The organism is Polymorphobacter megasporae (assembly GCF_018982885.2).
Classification (GTDB): Bacteria; Pseudomonadota; Alphaproteobacteria; order Sphingomonadales; family Sphingomonadaceae; genus Polymorphobacter_B; species Polymorphobacter_B megasporae.
In genome coordinates this window covers 1,148,575-1,165,687 of sequence record NZ_CP081848.1, presented here as the reverse complement: position 1 = coordinate 1,165,687, position 17,113 = coordinate 1,148,575, and the positions used below count along the sequence as shown (strand labels likewise).

Here is a 17,113-nt window from a genome sequence, read left to right as displayed (position 1 = left end):
CGCGTACTCACGTCCGGGCACGCGGAACATCGCGATCCTGCAATATTCGATGGCCGGGAATTCCGTCTTCAGGCTGGAAACCGGGCGCAACAGGCGAGACGAAGCAATTGCAACAGGGGCTTCCGGTATGAGCGGATCGATCAGCTGGCTGCACATCGGCGACCTCCACATGGACGAAGCCGACGACATGGTCAGCCGCGACCGGCTCGCGCGCATCGTCGACGAGGCCAACACGTATCTGCGTGGCGCGATCGATTTCGCCTTCCTGCCTGGCGACAACGCCAACCATGCAACCCCGGCGCAATATCGTGCGATTGTCGAGACACTCGCGGGGCTCGACTTCCCGTGGCGCGTGATCCCGGGAGACCATGACTTCGAGGGCGGCGACCTTGCGACGTACGAAGCTGCGTTCGCCAAGGGCCACCGCCCCGAGGTGGAGGTCATCGCAGGCCATCGCTGCATCTACCTCGACGTCATTTCCGCCGGAGCGGGCGGCCCCGACTTCCGGCTGACGATGCATCATCGCAATCGCCTGCTCGGCGAACTTGCCCGCGCCGAGGCGGAGGGGCAGACACCACTTGTGTTCATGCACGCCTATCCCGGCGACCTTGCCGCCGACGGCGACGAGATCGCGCAGATCTTCGCCGATGCACGTGTTGCCTTCGTCGACACCGGCCATACCCATTATAACGAGCTGCTGAACGACGGTCGCGTCGTCTATGGCGCGACGCGGTCGACCGGCCAGATCGAGGAAGACGGCGGACGTCCGGGCTTCTCGATCGTGACCGTCCACGACCGCGTACCGAGCTGGCGCTTCAAGCGGCTCGGCGGCGACTGGCCGTTCGTGCAGATCGTCGCACCCGCCGACTACCGGATGGTGACGCGCCCCGCCGACCCCCAGCAAGTGCCCCGCCCCGGCCCGGTCGAGATCGTCGCCAAAGTCTTCGGACGCGTCGATGGTCCGGTGACGCTTTCCGCGGGCGGCAGCGATGCCGTGGCGATGGAGGCAATTCCCGGCACGTTCTTGTGGCGGGCGAACATCACTTTGCCGTCGGGCTGCCACGAGCTGGTCGTGGCGACCGCCACCGACCGCGACATCGTCCGCATCCTCGTTCGCCCGATCGACGAAGTCCCCCGCCGGGCCCCGCCGATCGCTCCGGGACGCGACATTCACGCGATCGGCGCGTGGCCCGAACACGGGATCGACGGCACCCAGCTCGGCCCGAACAAGAATGGAATGCACCTGTGATGCTTGCCACCGGCGCCACGTGGGGGATCTGCGCCGCCGCCACCGCGGGCGTGATCACGCGCCCGTTCAAATGGCCCGAGGCGATCTGGGCGGTGACCGGCGCGATGCTGCTGTTGCTGTTGGGGCTGATGCCGCCCGACGCGGCGCTGGGCGCGGTCGGCAAGGGCATGGACGTCTATCTGTTCCTGATCGGCATGATGCTGCTGAGCGAGACCGCGCGCGAGCAAGGACTGTTCGACTGGGTCGCGGCGACCGCGGCAAACCACGCCAAAGGCTCGACCCCGCGACTGTTCCTGCTCGTCTATGCCACCGGGATCGTCACCACGACCTTCCTGTCGAACGATGCGACCGCGGTGGTGTTGACCCCGGCGGTCTTCGCCGCGGCGAAAAAGGCTAAAGCCAATCCGCTGCCGCTGCTGTTCGCCTGCGCACTGATCGCCAACGCCGCGAGCTTTGTGCTGCCGATCTCCAACCCCGCCAATCTCGTCCTCTACGGCGGAAAGATGCCCCCGCTGGGTCAGTGGTTCGCCTCGTTCGGGCTGCCGTCGGTTGCCGCGATCGTGGTGACGTTCTTCGCGCTGCGCTGGATCGAGCGCGAGCGGATCACCGGCACCTGCGAGAGCGACGCCGAGCGTGAACCGCTGTCCGCCGGTGGCAAGGCGGCGTTCGCTGGCATCGTCGCGACGGCGGTGCTGCTGATCGCGATGTCGGCGTTCGACCTGCCGCTGGGCTTGCCGACCTGCCTCGCGGGGCTGGCGACGACGCTCGGGGTCTGCGCACTGGCGAAGCGCTCGCCGTTCGAACTGGCCAAGGCGGTTTCATGGAGTGTGCTGCCGCTAGTCGCCGGGCTGTTCGTGCTGGTCGAGGCGCTCGACCGCACCGGCGTGATCAGGCACGTCGCCGATGCCCTGAAGGCGCTGGCGGCCGATCCGGTCCGCGGCGCGGCGCTGTCGGGAACGGTGCTCGCCTTCGCGTCGAACCTGATGAACAACCTGCCCGCCGGGCTCGTCGCGAGCACCGCCGTCGCGCAGGCGCATCCCCCGCGCCTGATGGTCGACGCGCTGTTAATCGGCGTCGACCTCGGCCCCAACCTGTCGATCACCGGCAGCCTCGCGACGATCCTGTGGCTTCAGGCGATCCGCCGCGAGGGTGAGGACGTCGGCTTCTGGAAGTTCCTGAAAGTCGGCTCGGTCACCATGATCCCGGCGCTCGCTGCGGCGCTCGGCACAAGGCTGTTACTTGGTTGATACGGATTCCGCGCGAACGAACCGGCTGCGAAGCAGTGTGAGATTTAAGCTGGCCCCCAGACGCTGATCGAATTCGACTCGCCAATCGCCGATGCGTAGCTGACCCCGGTCCGCTCGGCGTTGTTTGCTGCCGTACCCCAGCCGCCGTTGGCATGGCGGATGATCGCGAAAGCATGTCCGTTACTGGCGGGCGTGTTAAATTTGGCCGCCTTGGTGTTGCACGCGAAATAGCGCCCGGCCGCGAGTGTGCTCATCCGAAGCTTGAGGTCGCTCCACTTCTCGTCCCGCGTCACTTCGGCCAACGGCAAACCGGCGACGATGCGCAAGATGGCTCCGTCGTTCTCCAAAGCGATCCCGTCAGGAACCCAGCCTCGCGACACCAACAGGTTGACGGTGGCATTGACGCCGATGCCCAGCACCTTGGAAAACGCCATTGCAACGCAATTGGTATCGTAGTTGCGCATGCCGCCGACCGGCGATCTGTTGTTCAACGCTACACCTTGGATCAGCTGCGCAACCATCGTTCGATCTCCCGTCGTCTTGCTGAGATATCGAACCGGCCAAGTCATGCCAAGTGTAGAGAGCGCGTGTGCGATGCGAACGGCACTCCACTAAGAGCCCGATTCAAAAGTACATCAATGAGTTGAGAGCCTTGCGATTCTGCGTGTGAGCATTCGGATGCTGGCGATGGTTGCCCATGCCGTGGCGCTTTCGATGGATCGCTCCCAGTCTTTGGCGAGACGTCGGCAGCGGCCCAGCCACGCGAAGGTCCGCTCGACAACCCAACGGCGGGGCAAAAGCACAAAGCCCTTGGCGGTATCGGAGCGCTTGATGATTTCGAGGGTCCAGCTGCCATGGCCTTCAAGCGCGGCCTTGAGTTTGTCACCGGCATAGCCACCATCGGCAAACACATGGCGCAGGAACGGGAAACGGAAACGGATGGCTTTGAGGACATCGACAGCGCCGTCGCGGTCCTGAATGTCGGCGGCATGGACCAGGATAAACACCAGAAAGCCGCAGGTATCGGTGATGATATGGCGTTTGCGGCCCTTCACCTTCTTGCCGGCGTCATAGCCGCAAATTCCGCCGCTTTCCGTTGTTTTGACCGATTGGCTGTCGATAACGCCAGCACTGGGTGAGGCCTCGCGGCCGGCCTGTTCGCGTGCTGCCATTACCAGCAAGTGGTTGATTGTCGTCAGCAGCCCACTATCCCGCCAGCTGTAGAAATAGCCGCGCACTGTCGACGTCGCCGGAAAGCATTTGGGCAGCATCCGCCAGGCGCAACCGCTCGACGCAATATACATGATCGCATCCATCACCGCCCGAAGGCAGGTCGTGCGACGACGCCCGCCGCTGCGGGCTGCCGGAAACAGCGGCTCGATCAACGCCCATTCCGCATCCCGTAAATCGCTTGGATAGCGCCCCCCCTTGCGCATATGCTGACGGCGAGCGGTATCAGTCCAAGGCAAGTTCTTCTCCTATCGTCTCGACAACGACGGTGAATCACAACCTACTGGTATCGCTCAACTACTTTTCGTTCAGGCTCTAAGGCCGCTATCTTCCATTTTTCAGGAGCATAGCTCCCGATCTAAGCGGATACTGCTTCGATGCGGAAGCTCATACCCCGTCGTCACCGGCGCGATGCCGGGCCACATCGAGGAACCCGCCGTGACCCAGACCACCCACAACGCGTCCCGAACGCCGGTTGCCGGGGCACGGGTGAGCCGCGCAACGATGCTGGCAGCCGCTGCGCTCCTTGCTGGCGCCGCGCCAGCCATCGCCCAAGTCCAGCACGCCGACCGCATCCTCCCGCTCGACCTCGCGGTCGAGGCGGCGAGCGAGGCGGTGCATGTCTGCGCCCGGCGGGGCTGGCCCGTGACCGTGACGGTGGTCGATGCCGAGGGCGTGGTTCGCGTCCAGCTGAAGGGCGACCACAGCACGATCCACACCCGCGACTCCAGCTTCCGCAAGGCTTACACCCAGGTGACGCTCGGGCCCGTTTTCGGGTTCGACCGGCTGAGCGACGGCGTCGCTGCGCTTCGCGTCAGCCCCGCCGCCGGAGCCTTCGCGACGCTCCCCGACATACTGCTCCTTGCCGGTGCGGTGGCAGTGAAGGTCGACGGCGAGGCCATCGGCGCGGTCGGCGTCGGCGGGGCTCCGGGCGGTGACAAGGACGAGGCGTGCGCCGCCGCCGGCCTCGCGCGCATCTCCGCGCGTCTCGGTTCCCTCACCGCGCCTCCGGCGCGGTAACAGTGAAGGCGGTCGGACGCGCCCCCTGCGGCCGCCTCAGCCGACTGCAGCGACTTCCGCAAAGAAATCGATAAAGCCGAGCGTGGCGTCGTCGAAGCCGAGGACCTTCGGGTTGCTGCTGTCGATCAGCATATATTCGTCGGGCGCGTGGGCGCCGTTGCCGTGCCCGAAGCCGAACTGGCCGGCGGGCAGCGACACCGGCGGCGAGGTGAAGACGAACCCCGGCCACGACCCCGACAGGCGCGGATAGACCGATGTCTTGACCCCGGCGCGGGCGTAGGATGCGAGTTCGGCCCTGATCAGCGTCGAGGATTCGCTCGTCTCGGTCGGGTCGTAGCCGCCGCTGACATTGACCTCGATGTCGCCGAAGCCGCGCCTGGCGAGATGCGCCTTGAGCTTGGTGACGCAGTCGTCCTTCGTCTGGCCGGGCACGAGGCGCAGATCGAGCTTGGCGACCGCGCGCGACGGCAGGATCGTCTTGCCGCCGGGGCCGGTATAGCCCGCGACGAGCCCCTCGATGTTGACCGTCGGCATCGCTGCTTCGCGTTCGAGCACCTGCGGCCAGCTGAGGTCGCCGACGAAATGCTTGATGCCCATGCCGCGCATCGCCTCCGCCGGATCACGCTTCGCCGCCGAGTCCGCGATCAGCGCCTTTTCGCGCGCCGTAAGCGGGCGGACGCGGTCGAACCAGCCGTCGATGACGGGTGTGTTGCCGTCGGCGCTGACCAAAGTCGCGAGCGCCTCGACAAGGTGCCACGCCGGGCTGTCGACGATCGCCTTGTTGCTCGAATGGAGGTCCTTCGCCGGCCCGCGCCCCCATTTCTCGCCTGACGCGACGAGTTCGAGTTCGACGATGCCCTTCGCGCCGAGGTTGACGACGACGCCGCCGTCGACCGGGTTTTGCCACCCCGACGGAATGATCGCGCCGACGCACGGCTTGAGCGCGGCAAGAATGTCGGGGCGCCGGACGATCTGCGGGAAATGCGGCGAGCCGATCTCCTCCTCGCCCTCGGCGACGAGGACAAGGTTGACCGGCGGCTTGCGCCCGGCGGCCTTGTACGCATGAAGCGCCGCGAGAACGACCGCCTCGGGCCCCTTCTGGTTGGTCGCACCACGGCCGATCATGACCTTGCCGAGCCCAGGCCGGTCGACGATCTTCCCCTCAAGCGGCGGCGACGACCATTCGGCGGGGTCGAACTGCTTGACGTCGTACATGAAATACAGCGCGAGCGTCTTCTTCGCGCCGTTGTCCATCGTCGCGAACACCCCGGGTACGCCGTCGGTCGGCACCCGCTCGACGTGTTCGAAGCCGGCATCGGTCGCGAGCTGCATCATGTATTTGCAGCCCTCCTCGATGTTGCGCTTTTCGGCGGCGATCGTCGGCAGCGCGATCCAGTCGCGCAGCCGCCGGATCGCGGCGTCGTGTCCGGCCGCGACCGCGCGACGCAGCGCGGGATCGGCATCGGCGAGCACCGCACCCGGGATTGCCAGCGCCGCCCCGAGCGCCGCGCCCTTGAGGATCGTCCGTCGGTCGGTCGTCGTCGTCATGCTAATCCCCCGATCGGCTTGGTCGTAATGCAGGAAAGCACGGCGCCCTCGGTCTGCCAAGATGAAAGCCCGGCAGCACCGATATTCTCGCAGCGCTTGCCGCGACGTGCTCGACGTTGCGGTGACCCCGCCCCTTGCCTCCCCCGTCATAATTGTTGACACACCCGCAATGACCGACACCGATATTCGCACCGCTGCCATGACCAACAAGGCGTGGCCATTCGAGGAGGCGCGCAAGCTGCTCGACCGCTATCCGGGGGGGCCGGCGAAAGGGCATGTGCTGTTCGAAACCGGCTATGGCCCATCGGGGCTGCCGCATATCGGTACCTTCGGCGAGGTCGTTCGGACGACGATGGTGCGGCGGGCGTTCGCCGTGCTGTCCGACGTGCCGACGCGGCTCGTCGCGTTTTCCGACGACATGGACGGCTTCCGCAAGGTGCCCGACAATCTGCCCGAGCAGGAGATGCTGCGCGCCCACCTCGGCCAGCCGTTGTCGGCGGTGCCCGATCCGTTCGGGACGCACGCGAGCCTTGGCGCGCATAACAATGCCCGGCTGCGCGCCTTCCTCGACCGTTTCGGTTTCGACTATGAATTCATGTCATCGACCGATTGCTATCGCGGCGGCATGTTCGACGCGACTTTACTCAAGGTGCTGGCGAATTACGACGCGGTGATGGGGGTGATCCTGCCAACGCTCGGCCCCGACCGGCGCGCGACCTATGCGCCGTTCCTGCCGCTTTGCCCGCGCACCGGGATCGTGCTGCAGGTACCGCTGACCGCGCGCGACGCCGATGCTGGGACGGTGAGCTACGCCGACCCGGTGACCGGCGACACCGTCACCGTTCCGGTCACCGGCGGCCATTGCAAGCTTCAGTGGAAGGTCGACTGGGCGATGCGCTGGGTCGCGCTCGGGGTCGATTACGAGATGGCGGGCAAGGACCTGATCGACTCGGTGACGCTGTCGGGGCGGATCGCGCGGATTTTGGGCGCGAAGCCGCCCGAGGGGTTCAACTATGAACTGTTCCTCGATGCCGCCGGGGGCAAGATTTCGAAGTCGAAGGGCAACGGGCTCGGGGTCGACGAATGGCTCGAGTACGCCGCGCCCGAAAGCCTTGCGCTGTACATGTACCAGTCGCCGCGCAAGGCGAAGCGGCTGCATTTCGACGTCATCCCCAAGGCGGTCGACGAATATTTCGCCTTCGCCGCGGCGTATCCGGGGCAGCCGGTCGACCAACGGCTCGGCAACCCGGCGTTCCATTTGCATGGCGGCGACCCGCCGGCGATCGACCTGCCGCTGACCTTCGGGCTGCTGCTCAACCTTGTCACGGTGGCGGGGACGAGCGACCCCGCGGTGCTGTGGGGGTATGTCTCGCGGTCGTTCCCGGGGACGAGCGCGGCGACGCATCCCGAACTCGACGCACTGGTCAATTACGCGATCCGGTATGCGCGCGACTTCGTCGTGCCGACGCTGGCGCGGCGCAAGCCCGATGCCCGCGAAGCTAACGCGCTCGCCGATCTCGACGCGCGGCTCGCGGCGATCGGGCCGGGAGCCGACGCCGAGGCGTATCAGAACGAAGTCTACGAAGCCGGCAAGGCGGCGGGTTTCGACCCGCTGCGCGACTGGTTCAAGGCGCTGTACGAAACCCTGCTCGGAACCAGTAATGGCCCACGGATGGGATCGTTTATCGCCCTTTACGGGTTGGAGGGTGCGCGGGGCCTGATTGCGGAGTCGTTAACGTGATGAAATCCCTGCTGGCAGCGCTGCTGCTGTCGACGTCGACCGCCGCATTCGCCTCGGCAGCGACGCTGTTTCATGACGGTCGTTTCAACGAAGCGGCGACGGCGGGACGCTCCGAGGGAACTGCGGCATCGCTGGTTCTTGCCGGACGCGCGGCGATCATTGTTGCCAGCTTCGACACGGTCGATCGCGACAAGGCGAAGACGCTGATCGACCAGGCCGACCATGACTTCGACGCGGCGCTGCAACTCGCGCCGAACGACCTCGACGCACAACTCCAGAAGGCGACGGCGGTCGGGTATCGCGGCAAGCTCGCCAAGTCGCCCGGACTGGCGAAGGAGACGCGCAGCCGGATGGAGGCGGTTCTCGCACGCGATCCGTCGAACGGCCTCGCCTGGGCCTCGCTCGGCGGGTGGCATGCGGGCGCAGTGTCGACGATCGGCAAGTTCCTTGCGGGCACCTTGTTGGGGGCGAACACCAAGGTCGCGATCGCCGACTTCGAGACCGCGCTTACCAAGGACCCGAAGAACCCGGTTCATGCGGCGTTCTATGGCCTGACCCTGCTCGACATGGGACCTGACAATGCTCCGCGCGCGCTGCAGGTGCTCCAGATGGCGGCGCGTGATCCGGCGCGCGATGTGTATGAATCACTGCTCAAGAAGGCGGTGGCGCAGGTCATCCCGCCGCTGACGGCGGGCGACTTCAAGGGTGCGCAGGCGCAGGCGCGCAAGCTGTTACCGTTCGGCAAACTCGCCGCTTAAGGGTCGTCGCCCCAGCTTGCTACGATCTGCCGCAGTGCCTCGCGCAAGGGGCCGGCTTTCGGCACGTCGTCGAAAAAACGCTGCTGGTGGCCGCTCGCGCGCGGCATCGCCTCCGCCAAGGCGGCAAGCCCGGCGGGGGTCAGCACGACCTGCTTGATCCGCGAATCGGTCGGGCTGCGCGGGCGGGAGATCAGCGACTTTTCAGCCAAGGCCTTGAGCAGGTTTGATAACTGCATCGGGTGAATGTTGCTCAGCGCGGCGAGATCGGGTTGCGTCACCGTCGCTCCGTCGCGACTAAGCCACGCCGTCTGGACGAGCGCGACGAACTGGAGATGCGTCAGGTCGATGTCGGCGAGCGCGCGGTCCATCTCGCGCTGGTGCCGGTGCGCGACGCGCCACAACAGGCAGCCGATCGCGTCTTCGGGACGTTGCATTCTCGCAGTCGCGAACAATTCCGTGATTGTGGCGGCGTTCATGCTTGTTGGATATCATAAACGCGTTTAGAAAGCCAGCATGACTCCTTCCGAAAACTCCGATTCTGGCGACAAGCCCGAGGATACCGCGCGGCCGTCGTCCAAGGGCGACGACAGCAAGCCCGACGATGCCGGACAGGACGGCAAGCGTGACGGCGACGGCGGTGCCGACGGCGCGAAGAAGGATGGCGCTAAAGACGGCGACGAGAACAAGGATGGCGAGAAGAAGGACGACGGTGATCCGCCGCCGAAGCCGCTCAAGGAACGCCCCCTCCTCCTGCTCGGGATCGCGGTCGTCCTGATCGCGGCGATCGTCGGCGGCGTGCTCTATTGGCTCGACGCGCGGCAGTACGAGTCGACCGACGATGCCTATATCGACGGGCACATCGTTCGCGTCGCACCGCAGGTTTCTGGCATCGTCCGGCAGGTGCTGGTCGACGACAACCAGATCGTCGGCCCGCGTGAACTGCTCGCGGTGATCGACACCGCTCAGCCGCAGGCCAAATATGAGGGCCTCGTCGCGCAGGCGAAGCAGGCGCGCGCAACCGTGGTCGAGGCGCAGGCACAGGTCGGCGTCTCGCTGGCGCAGGTCGCAGCGGCGCGGGCGAACGTCATCCAGCCGCAGGCCGATCTCGACAAGGCGCTCGCCGACCTTGCCCGCTACCGTACGGCACAGGCGATCGATCCCGCCGCCGTTGCCGCGCAGCAGGTCGATGCCGCGGTCCAGGCGGTCAATTCGGCGCGCGGCCGCCGCGATGCCGCGATCCGCCAGGTCACGCAGGCGCAGGCGCAGGTCAAGGCCAGTCGCGCGCAGGTCGTCGGCGACCGTACTGCGATCGGTGCCGCCGACGCACAGGTCGCGGCGACGGGGGTCGATCTCGCCAATAGCCGGATCATCGCGCCGATCGTCGGCAGGGTGACCAACCGCAACGTCTCGCCGGGGTCGTACGTCCAGCCGGGGCAGGAAATGCTCGCGATCGTGCCGCTCAAATTGTGGATCACGGCGAACTTCAAGGAAACCCAGCTCAAGCTGATGCGCGTCGGCCAGCCGGTCGACATCACGATCGACACCGTTCCCGACGTCGCTTTCCATGGCCATGTCGAATCGTTCCAACGCGGCGCGGGACAGGCGTTTCAATTGCTTCCCGCCGAGAACGCGACGGGCAACTTCGTCAAGGTCGTCCAGCGCGTGCCGGTTCGCATCTCGATCGATTCGCCCGGTATCCAGTCGTATCCTGTCGGCCCCGGCATGTCGGTCGTCCCGCGCGTCAAGGTCCGCTGAGTTGGCCGGACCGGGCGGCGGTGGCGGCGGCTGGGACGCGTCGCGATCGGCGGCGGGCAATCGCTCGCCGTGGCTGATTGTCGGCGTGATCTCGATCGCGACCTTCATGGAGGTGCTCGACACCGCGATCGCCAACGTCAGCCTCGACCACATCGGGGGCAGCCTGTCGGTGTCCCCCGACGAATCGACATGGGTCCTGACGAGCTATCTCGTGTCGAACGCGATCATCATCCCGATCTCGGGGTGGCTGTCGAACGTCATCGGCCGGAAGCGCTACTACATGCTGTCGGTCGTGCTGTTCACCGCGGCGTCGTTCCTGTGCGGCATCTCCCCGAACATCCAGACGCTGATCATCGCGCGCATCCTCCAGGGGATCGGCGGCGGCGGACTCGCCCCGTCCGAGCAGTCGATGCTCGCCGACACATTCCCGCCAGCCAAGCGCGGGCAGGCGTTCGCCGCCTACGCCTTCGTCATCATCGTCGCGCCGGTGCTCGGGCCGACGATTGGCGGCTGGGTTACCGACAGCTATTCATGGCACTGGATCTTCCTGATCAACGTGCCCGTCGGAGCGCTGTCGCTGTTCCTCGTCGGCACCTTCGTCGACGAGCCCAAGGCCTTGGTCGAAGACCGCAAGGCGCTGTTAAAAAAGGGCATCAGCGTCGACTGGGTTGGCTTCCTGCTCGTCGCGATCGGCCTCGGCAGCCTCGAACTGTTCCTCGATCGCGGCGAACGCGACGACTGGTTCGGCAGCGGCTTCATTACCGCAACCGCCATCGTCGCGGCGGTCGCGATCGCCTTTCTCGTTATCTGGGAAACCACGCGCAAGGATCCGATCGTCAACCTCCGGCTGATGGCGAACCGCAATTTCGCCGCCGTGCTCGCGGTGATGTTCACCACCGGTGTGATCCTGTTCGGCTCGACCCAGCTGATCCCGCAGATGCTCCAGCAGGTGTTCCATTACACCGCGACCAACGCCGGACTGGCGATGACCGCGGGCGGGATCGCGACGGTCTGCGCGGTACCGATCGTTGGCCGCATGGTCGGCAAGGTCGACGTCCGGCTGCTGCTCGGCGGGGCGCTGCTCGTCTCGGCGGCGGCGCTGTGGCACCTGACCTCGCTCGACACCAATGCGAGCTTCGCCACCGTCGCATGGTCGCGCGCGTTCCAGGCGGTCGCGCTGCCCTTCCTGTTCGTGCCGATCACCAACGCCGCCTACACCGGGCTCAAGCCGAAGCAGACGTCGGAGGCGTCGTCGCTGCTCAACGTCTTCCGCAATCTCGGCGGGTCGGTCGGCATTGCGATGAGCCAGGCGGTGTTGAGCGACCGCACCCAGATCCACCAGTCGCGGCTGGTCGAGCATCTCAATCCACTCGCACCGAACTATCCGGCGGGGTTGTCGAACATCGAGTCGGTGCTACGCAATGCGGGCATGGCGGCAGGGCAGGCGCAGCAGGCCGCGCTTGGGCAACTCTACCAGATCGTTCAGCGGCAGGCGTCGATGATGGGCTATCTCGACGTCTTCGCGGATCTGATGATCTTCACCTTGTGCGTCGCGCCGGTCGTGTTCCTGCTGAAGACCCCCAAGGGCGGCCAAGGAGGCGCGGCATGAAGCGGTTTTTCCTCACTGCATCGCTGCTGGCCGTGGCAGGCTGCAAGGTCGGACCGAACTACGCGGTGCCCGACCTGCCGGTGCCGCCGCGCTTCGTCGAGACGACGGCCGCGGGTGCAACCGCCGACCCGTCGCATTGGTGGACGCAGTTTCACGATCCCGAGCTCGACCGGCTGATCATGCGCGCCATCGCAGGTAACCTCGACCTGCAGACGGCAAAGACGCGCATCACCGGCGCGCGGGCGCAGGAGCGCGAGGCGCGGTCGGCGCTGCTGCCATCGGCGAACGCCAGCGCCGGGGTCAACCGCATCGACTTCAGCAAGAACGCGGGGCTCGCCTCGCTGGCCAGCGCGTTCGGCAGCGGCGGCGGGGGGGGCTCGACCCCCGGTCAGGGCATCGCGCTGCCCGGCAGCGGGATCACGACCTGGTCGATCGGCATCGATGCATCATGGGAAGTCGACCTGTTCGGCGGCGTCCAGCGCGGCATCGAGGGCGCGCGCGCGCGCACCGCCGCCGCCGAATGGAACGTCCGCGACATGCAGGTCAGCGTCGTCGCCGAGGTTGCTTCGGACTATCTGATGCTGCGCTCGCTGCAGAGCCAGATCGCGATCGCCAAGGCCGAACTCATCCGCCAGCAAGCGACGCTCCGGCTGATCGACGCGCGGCAGTCGGCGGGGCTCGTCTCCGAACTGCCGCAGCGCCAGCAGTCGCTTCAGCTGTCGAACGTCGCCGCGACGCTGCCGCAGCTCGAGGCACGCGCGCGCGACCAGATCCATGCGCTCGGGGTTCTCGTCGGTGAAGGGCCGGGGGCGTTGACCGCCGAGCTCGATCCTGCCGCACTGCTTCCCGCGCTGCCGCCGGCGGTCCCCGCCGGGCTGCCGTCGGACCTGCTCCGCCGCCGTCCCGATGTCCGTGCCGCCGAACGCCAGCTCGCCGCCGCGACCGCCGACGTCGGAGTCGCCACCGCCGATCTCTATCCCAAGTTTAACCTGATGGGCATGGCCGAGCTGATCTCGACCAGCCTCGCGACGTTGGTCGAGCGCAATTCGATCCAGACGACGGGGAACGCGGCTTTCACGCTCCCGATCTTCGACGGCGGCAAGCGGCGCGGGGTGATCGCCGAGCGCGAGGCGAGCCGGGCCGAGGCGCTGCTGACGTACAAGAAGACCATGCTCGTCGCGGTGCAGGACGTCGAGGACGCGCTCGCCGACTATAATGCCGAGCTCAAGCGCAATGCCGAGCTCCGGCGCGGTGTTGCCGCTGCCGAACGCGCGACGCAGCTCGCACAAGCAAGCTTCCTCACCGGGCTGACCGATTTCCAGCCCGTGCTCGATGCGCAAGGATCGGTACTGTCGAACCGCAACACGCTCGCCCAGTCCGACGCGACGCTGCTGACCGACCTTGCGCGGCTGTACAAGGCGTTGGGCGGGGGTTGGGAAGCCTGATGCCCACAGCGAAACGGCCGGGCCTTGATGGGCCCGGCCGTCTCATTCATGTCCGTCGCCGTTGGGCGGCAGTCACGCGCCTCGGCTAGCGGTACATCCACCGGCCGTGCTGGCGAAAGCGGTGATGGTAATAACGGCCGTTCGAGAAGTAGCGGCCGCGCATCTCCCGGTGGTCGTGGCGCATCATGCGCCGATCGTGGCGGAAGTCGCGGCGGTCATGGCGCATTTCCATCCGGTCGTGACGGACGTCCATCCGGTCCTGCGCGCTCGCAGCGATCGACGCGCCGAGCGACGCGACGGCCGCCGCAGCAAAAAGCAAGTTTTTGATCATTATGCTCTCCTAAAGGTCAGATCATTACGCGCCGGAACCGATATCGCTCCGGCGCAGGAATGGTAAATTAGTAGAAGATGCCGCGGATGACGCGGACGACATAGCCGTCGTAGCCGCGGATCAGCAGGGCATCGGGGCCGACGCGGATCCAGCGCGTGCCGCCGTAAGCGGGCGGAAGCTGGTAGTAGCCGGGGTTGCCGATCCAGTAGTTGCCGCCGAAAAACACGCGCGGCAGGAATGCGCCGGGGGCGTAATAGCGATAGCCATAGCCGCGCGGGTAATTGAACGCCGGGCCACGCCAGCGGCCATAGCCCTCCGCCGCCTGGAAATTGCGGCGGTCGTCGCCCCAACCGCGATGCTCGCCCTGGCGGTAGCCCTGGGCATAGCCCTGGCCGTAACCGCCGCGATTGTCGCCGCCACGGAAGTCGCGATGATCACCGCCACGGTTGTCGAAACCACGGTTATCGCCGCCGCGGTTGTCGCCACCGCGCTGGTCGCCACGGTTATCGCCGCCGCGCTGGTCGCCGCCACGGTTGTCGCCACCACGATTGTCACCCCGGTGGTCGCCATCCCGATGTTCAAAATTCTGATCGCGGGGTGCTTCCTGCGCGAAGGCAGGAACAGCCGCCGTCAGCAGGAGCGCGGACAAGATCAACGTACGCATGGCAATCCTCTGTTTAACGCGACGGCACATTGCCATCGACATCTGCATTGCCACACGACCCCTGAACCGCGTGTGAGTTCCGCCGTTATCCGGCGTTCATCGATTCGTTACTGCACCGTGCCTTGGACGACGCGCTAGAGAAAGCGGGCGACGACATCCCGATAGCTGCGGCTGACCTTGATCTGCGTTCCCGAACCGAGGACGAGGAAGCATTCGCCGTTCGTGTGCGGCTTGACCGATTTGACGTTGTCGAGATTGACGATCGTCGAGCGGTGGACGCGCTGGAAGCGGCGCGGATCGAGGCGCTTCTCAAGGTCCTTCATCGTTTCGCGCAGGATCAGCGTCTGGTCGGCGGTGTAGATGCACATGTAATCGCCGGCAGCGTCGATCCGTTCGATATCGTCGACCTCGACGCGGAAAATCTGCCCGCGATCCTTGATGTTGATGATCCGCTCGAAGCGATTCGCCGCCGGATCGGCGTCCGCCGCCATGTCGTCGGGCATCGAATCGGGAGCGACCTGGACGAGGATATCCTTGAGCCGCTCGCGCTCCTCACAACTGCGCTTCTCGTCGAGCCGGGTGCGGACCCGGTCGAGCGTCGCGGCAAGGCGGTCCTCCTCGACCGGCTTCATCAAATAGTCGACGGCGTGCGCCTCGAACGCCTTCACCGCGTGCTGCATGTACGCGGTGACGAAGACGAACAGCGGCGGCTCGACCTCGGCCAGCCCGCCGACGACCGAAAAGCCGTCGAAGCCCGGCATCTGGATATCGAGGAAGACGAGATCGGGCTTGAGCGTCTTGATCGCGCGGATCGCCTCGCGGCCATTGGCGCAGCGCTCGACGATCTCGACGTCGTCGAACGGCGCCAGCCGCAGCTCAAGCCCCTGGATCGCGAGGCGTTCGTCGTCGACGAGGATGGTGCGAATCATACTGCGCTTTCCCTGGTCCATTGTCCCGGTACCTGCGCCCCCGCCTTCAGATCGATGCGGCCGCCTTCGGTTGCCACCGAAAGCTCGTCGCTCGTTTTGCCGTCGTCGGTCTGGAACGGCAAGTCCAGCAACACGATCAGACCGCGCGGCAGGTTCGGTTCGAGCTCGAACCGATGGTCGTCGCCGTATGCCTGCGCGAGCCGATCGCGAATGTTCGGCAACCCGACACCCGTTCCCGATGTAGTCACCGGGGCCTCGCCGTTCAACGCCGCGAAGTCGATCCCCGGGCCGGTGTCGGCAACGGTGATGATCAGGCGGCGGTTCTCGTTTGCCCCAAGGACGCGGATATCGATGTCGATGTCGGCCCCATCCTCGCTCGGCGTCACCGCATATTTGACCGCGTTTTCGATGATCGGCTGGAGGATCAGCGACGGCAGCCGCGCGATCATCGCCTGCGGCTCGATCTCGAAACGCGCGCGCAGGCGTTCCTCGAAGCGCGTCCGCTCGATGTCGAGGTACAGCTTGAGCGCCTCGGTTTCCTGCGCGACCGTCGCCAGCCCCTCCCGCTCGCCGACGAGACTGTAGCGGAGGAACGACGACAGACGGCTGAGCATCGCGTTCGCCCGCTCGGTCTGCTTGAGCAGCACCAGCGTCGAGATCGAATTGAGCGTGTTGAACAGGAAATGCGGGTTCAGCTGGTAGCGCAGCATCTCGAGCTGCGCCGAATTCGCCTGCGCCGAGACACTGACCATCCGCGCCGACTGGTCGGCCAGCAGAAGGTAATAGTTGATGCCGAAATACAGTCCGCTCCACGCGCCGAGGACCGAGAAGTCGAGCAGGATCGCGCCGAGGAACTCGATCCCCTGCGGCTTCCACCCCGGCTCGTAGAAGGTCGCGTGCGCCCAGACCTCGAGCGTCGAGAACAGCGCCGACGCCGCGCTGAGGATCAGCAGCGTCAACGTCCAGACGAAAACGGCGCGCATCGTGATGACCCGCCGATACGCTGCGGCCATCAGCAGCGTCAGCGAAAAACCCGTTGCGGTGACGATGATCGTCGGCAGGACGAAGGTCAGCCCCATCCGGTTGGCGAGGCCGCCAAGCGTCCGCACGAGCAGATAACCACCCCAGCCGCCGCCCTGGAGCAACCAGAAGGCACGGTTCTTGTCGGTGAAAAAGCCCTGGTGGCGGAGTTCGGGGCGCAACATCGGCGATGGTTTACCGGGTTGGGGGGTTTTGGGAAACCTCCCCGGAGGAACCCGGCGATCGGCCTTAGTCTTCCGGCGCAATCCGGACCTTGAGCCCGTCGAGCGCCGGGGTGAAATTGATTTGGCACGACAGGCGCGACGTCGCGACGCGGTGGTCCGAACTGTCGAGCAGGTCGTCCTCGTCGAGATTGGCCGGGCCGACTTTGTCGAACCACTCGGGATCGACATAAACGTGGCAGGTGGCGCAGCTGCACGACCCGCCGCACAGCGCGAGGAGTTCATCGAAGCCGCCGTCGCGGATGATCTCCATCACCGAATGGCCGGGCTTGGCGGCAACTTCGGCTTCGGTTCCGGCGCGATCGGTAACGAGGATATGGGGCAC

17 protein-coding genes are annotated in these 17,113 nt (G+C 66.1%); 8 read left to right on the top strand and 9 right to left on the bottom strand.

What is annotated here, in order from left to right; genetic code table 11:
- The first annotated feature begins 127 nt into the window (after positions 1-127).
- On the top strand, positions 128-1,249 hold the full coding sequence (locus tag KTC28_RS05400) for a metallophosphoesterase family protein (protein WP_216709590.1): 1,122 nt from the start codon (positions 128-130) through the stop codon (positions 1,247-1,249).
- The gene (locus KTC28_RS05395) at positions 1,246-2,496 is read left to right on the top strand and encodes an arsenic transporter (protein WP_216709591.1); all 1,251 of its coding nucleotides are present in this window, start codon (positions 1,246-1,248) and stop codon (positions 2,494-2,496) included. Before KTC28_RS05400 ends, KTC28_RS05395 begins: the two co-directional genes overlap by 4 nt.
- Positions 2,497-2,540: 44 nt before the next feature.
- On the opposite strand, the gene KTC28_RS05390 is transcribed toward KTC28_RS05395, so the two are convergent.
- On the bottom strand, positions 2,541-3,017 hold the full coding sequence (locus tag KTC28_RS05390) for a hypothetical protein (RefSeq protein ID WP_216709592.1): 477 nt from the start codon (positions 3,015-3,017) through the stop codon (positions 2,541-2,543).
- Positions 3,018-3,131: 114 nt separating this feature from the next.
- Positions 3,132-3,965, bottom strand: a complete 834-nt coding sequence (locus tag KTC28_RS05385) for an IS5 family transposase (protein WP_216711713.1) — start codon at positions 3,963-3,965, stop codon at positions 3,132-3,134.
- A gap of 199 nt (positions 3,966-4,164) precedes the next feature.
- Here KTC28_RS05385 and KTC28_RS05380 point away from each other — a divergent pair, with 199 nt between their 5' ends.
- Positions 4,165-4,746, top strand: a complete 582-nt coding sequence (locus KTC28_RS05380) for a GlcG/HbpS family heme-binding protein (RefSeq protein WP_216710530.1) — start codon at positions 4,165-4,167, stop codon at positions 4,744-4,746.
- Positions 4,747-4,782: 36 nt separating this feature from the next.
- Here the strand turns inward: KTC28_RS05380 and KTC28_RS05375 are convergent, their stop codons facing one another.
- Complete coding sequence (locus KTC28_RS05375) at positions 4,783-6,294, bottom strand: M20/M25/M40 family metallo-hydrolase (protein ID WP_216710531.1); 1,512 nt, start codon at positions 6,292-6,294, stop codon at positions 4,783-4,785.
- Positions 6,295-6,463: 169 nt separating this feature from the next.
- Here KTC28_RS05375 and KTC28_RS05370 point away from each other — a divergent pair, with 169 nt between their 5' ends.
- Both KTC28_RS05370 and KTC28_RS05365 read left to right on the top strand, forming a co-directional pair.
- Positions 6,464-8,035 carry a lysine--tRNA ligase gene (locus KTC28_RS05370; RefSeq protein WP_216710532.1) on the top strand — a complete coding sequence of 524 codons (1,572 nt, stop codon included), beginning with the start codon at positions 6,464-6,466 and terminating at the stop codon, positions 8,033-8,035.
- A complete protein-coding gene (locus tag KTC28_RS05365; protein ID WP_216710533.1) occupies positions 8,035-8,793 on the top strand; it encodes a tetratricopeptide repeat protein in 759 nt (252 codons plus the stop codon). The genes KTC28_RS05370 and KTC28_RS05365 overlap by 1 nt, the downstream gene beginning before the upstream one ends.
- On the opposite strand, the gene KTC28_RS05360 is transcribed toward KTC28_RS05365, so the two are convergent.
- Positions 8,790-9,227 (bottom strand): MarR family winged helix-turn-helix transcriptional regulator, encoded by a 438-nt coding sequence (locus KTC28_RS05360; protein ID WP_216710534.1) that lies wholly within the window; start codon positions 9,225-9,227, stop codon positions 8,790-8,792. The genes KTC28_RS05365 and KTC28_RS05360 overlap by 4 nt on opposite strands.
- Positions 9,228-9,306: 79 nt before the next feature.
- Between KTC28_RS05360 and KTC28_RS05355 the strand changes: the two genes are divergently transcribed.
- Genes KTC28_RS05355 through KTC28_RS05345 form a run of 3 tightly spaced genes read left to right on the top strand, consistent with a single transcriptional unit; the run spans position 9,307 to position 13,602 of the window.
- A complete protein-coding gene (locus KTC28_RS05355; protein WP_216710535.1) occupies positions 9,307-10,548 on the top strand; it encodes an HlyD family secretion protein in 1,242 nt (413 codons plus the stop codon).
- Between the two features lies 1 nt (position 10,549).
- Positions 10,550-12,157 (top strand): DHA2 family efflux MFS transporter permease subunit, encoded by a 1,608-nt coding sequence (locus tag KTC28_RS05350; RefSeq protein ID WP_255602293.1) that lies wholly within the window; start codon positions 10,550-10,552, stop codon positions 12,155-12,157.
- A complete protein-coding gene (locus KTC28_RS05345; RefSeq protein ID WP_216710536.1) occupies positions 12,154-13,602 on the top strand; it encodes an efflux transporter outer membrane subunit in 1,449 nt (482 codons plus the stop codon). The genes KTC28_RS05350 and KTC28_RS05345 overlap by 4 nt, the downstream gene beginning before the upstream one ends.
- Positions 13,603-13,687: 85 nt before the next feature.
- Here KTC28_RS05345 and KTC28_RS05340 read toward each other — a convergent pair whose 3' ends face one another.
- The 5 genes from KTC28_RS05340 to KTC28_RS05320 all read right to left on the bottom strand — a co-directional run bounded on the left by KTC28_RS05340 (position 13,688) and on the right by KTC28_RS05320 (position 17,113).
- Positions 13,688-13,933, bottom strand: coding sequence for a hypothetical protein (locus tag KTC28_RS05340; protein WP_216710537.1), 246 nt, complete (start codon positions 13,931-13,933; stop codon positions 13,688-13,690).
- 67 nt (positions 13,934-14,000) lie between these two features.
- Positions 14,001-14,597, bottom strand: a complete 597-nt coding sequence (locus KTC28_RS05335) for an RcnB family protein (RefSeq protein WP_216710538.1) — start codon at positions 14,595-14,597, stop codon at positions 14,001-14,003.
- Between the two features lie 134 nt (positions 14,598-14,731).
- Positions 14,732-15,526: a LytR/AlgR family response regulator transcription factor gene (locus KTC28_RS05330; RefSeq protein WP_216710539.1), complete on the bottom strand. Its 795-nt coding sequence runs from the start codon at positions 15,524-15,526 to the stop codon at positions 14,732-14,734.
- On the bottom strand, positions 15,523-16,731 hold the full coding sequence (locus tag KTC28_RS05325) for a sensor histidine kinase (protein WP_216710540.1): 1,209 nt from the start codon (positions 16,729-16,731) through the stop codon (positions 15,523-15,525). The genes KTC28_RS05330 and KTC28_RS05325 overlap by 4 nt, the downstream gene beginning before the upstream one ends.
- A gap of 64 nt (positions 16,732-16,795) precedes the next feature.
- On the bottom strand, positions 16,796-17,113 hold the full coding sequence (locus KTC28_RS05320) for a 2Fe-2S iron-sulfur cluster-binding protein (protein ID WP_216710541.1): 318 nt from the start codon (positions 17,111-17,113) through the stop codon (positions 16,796-16,798).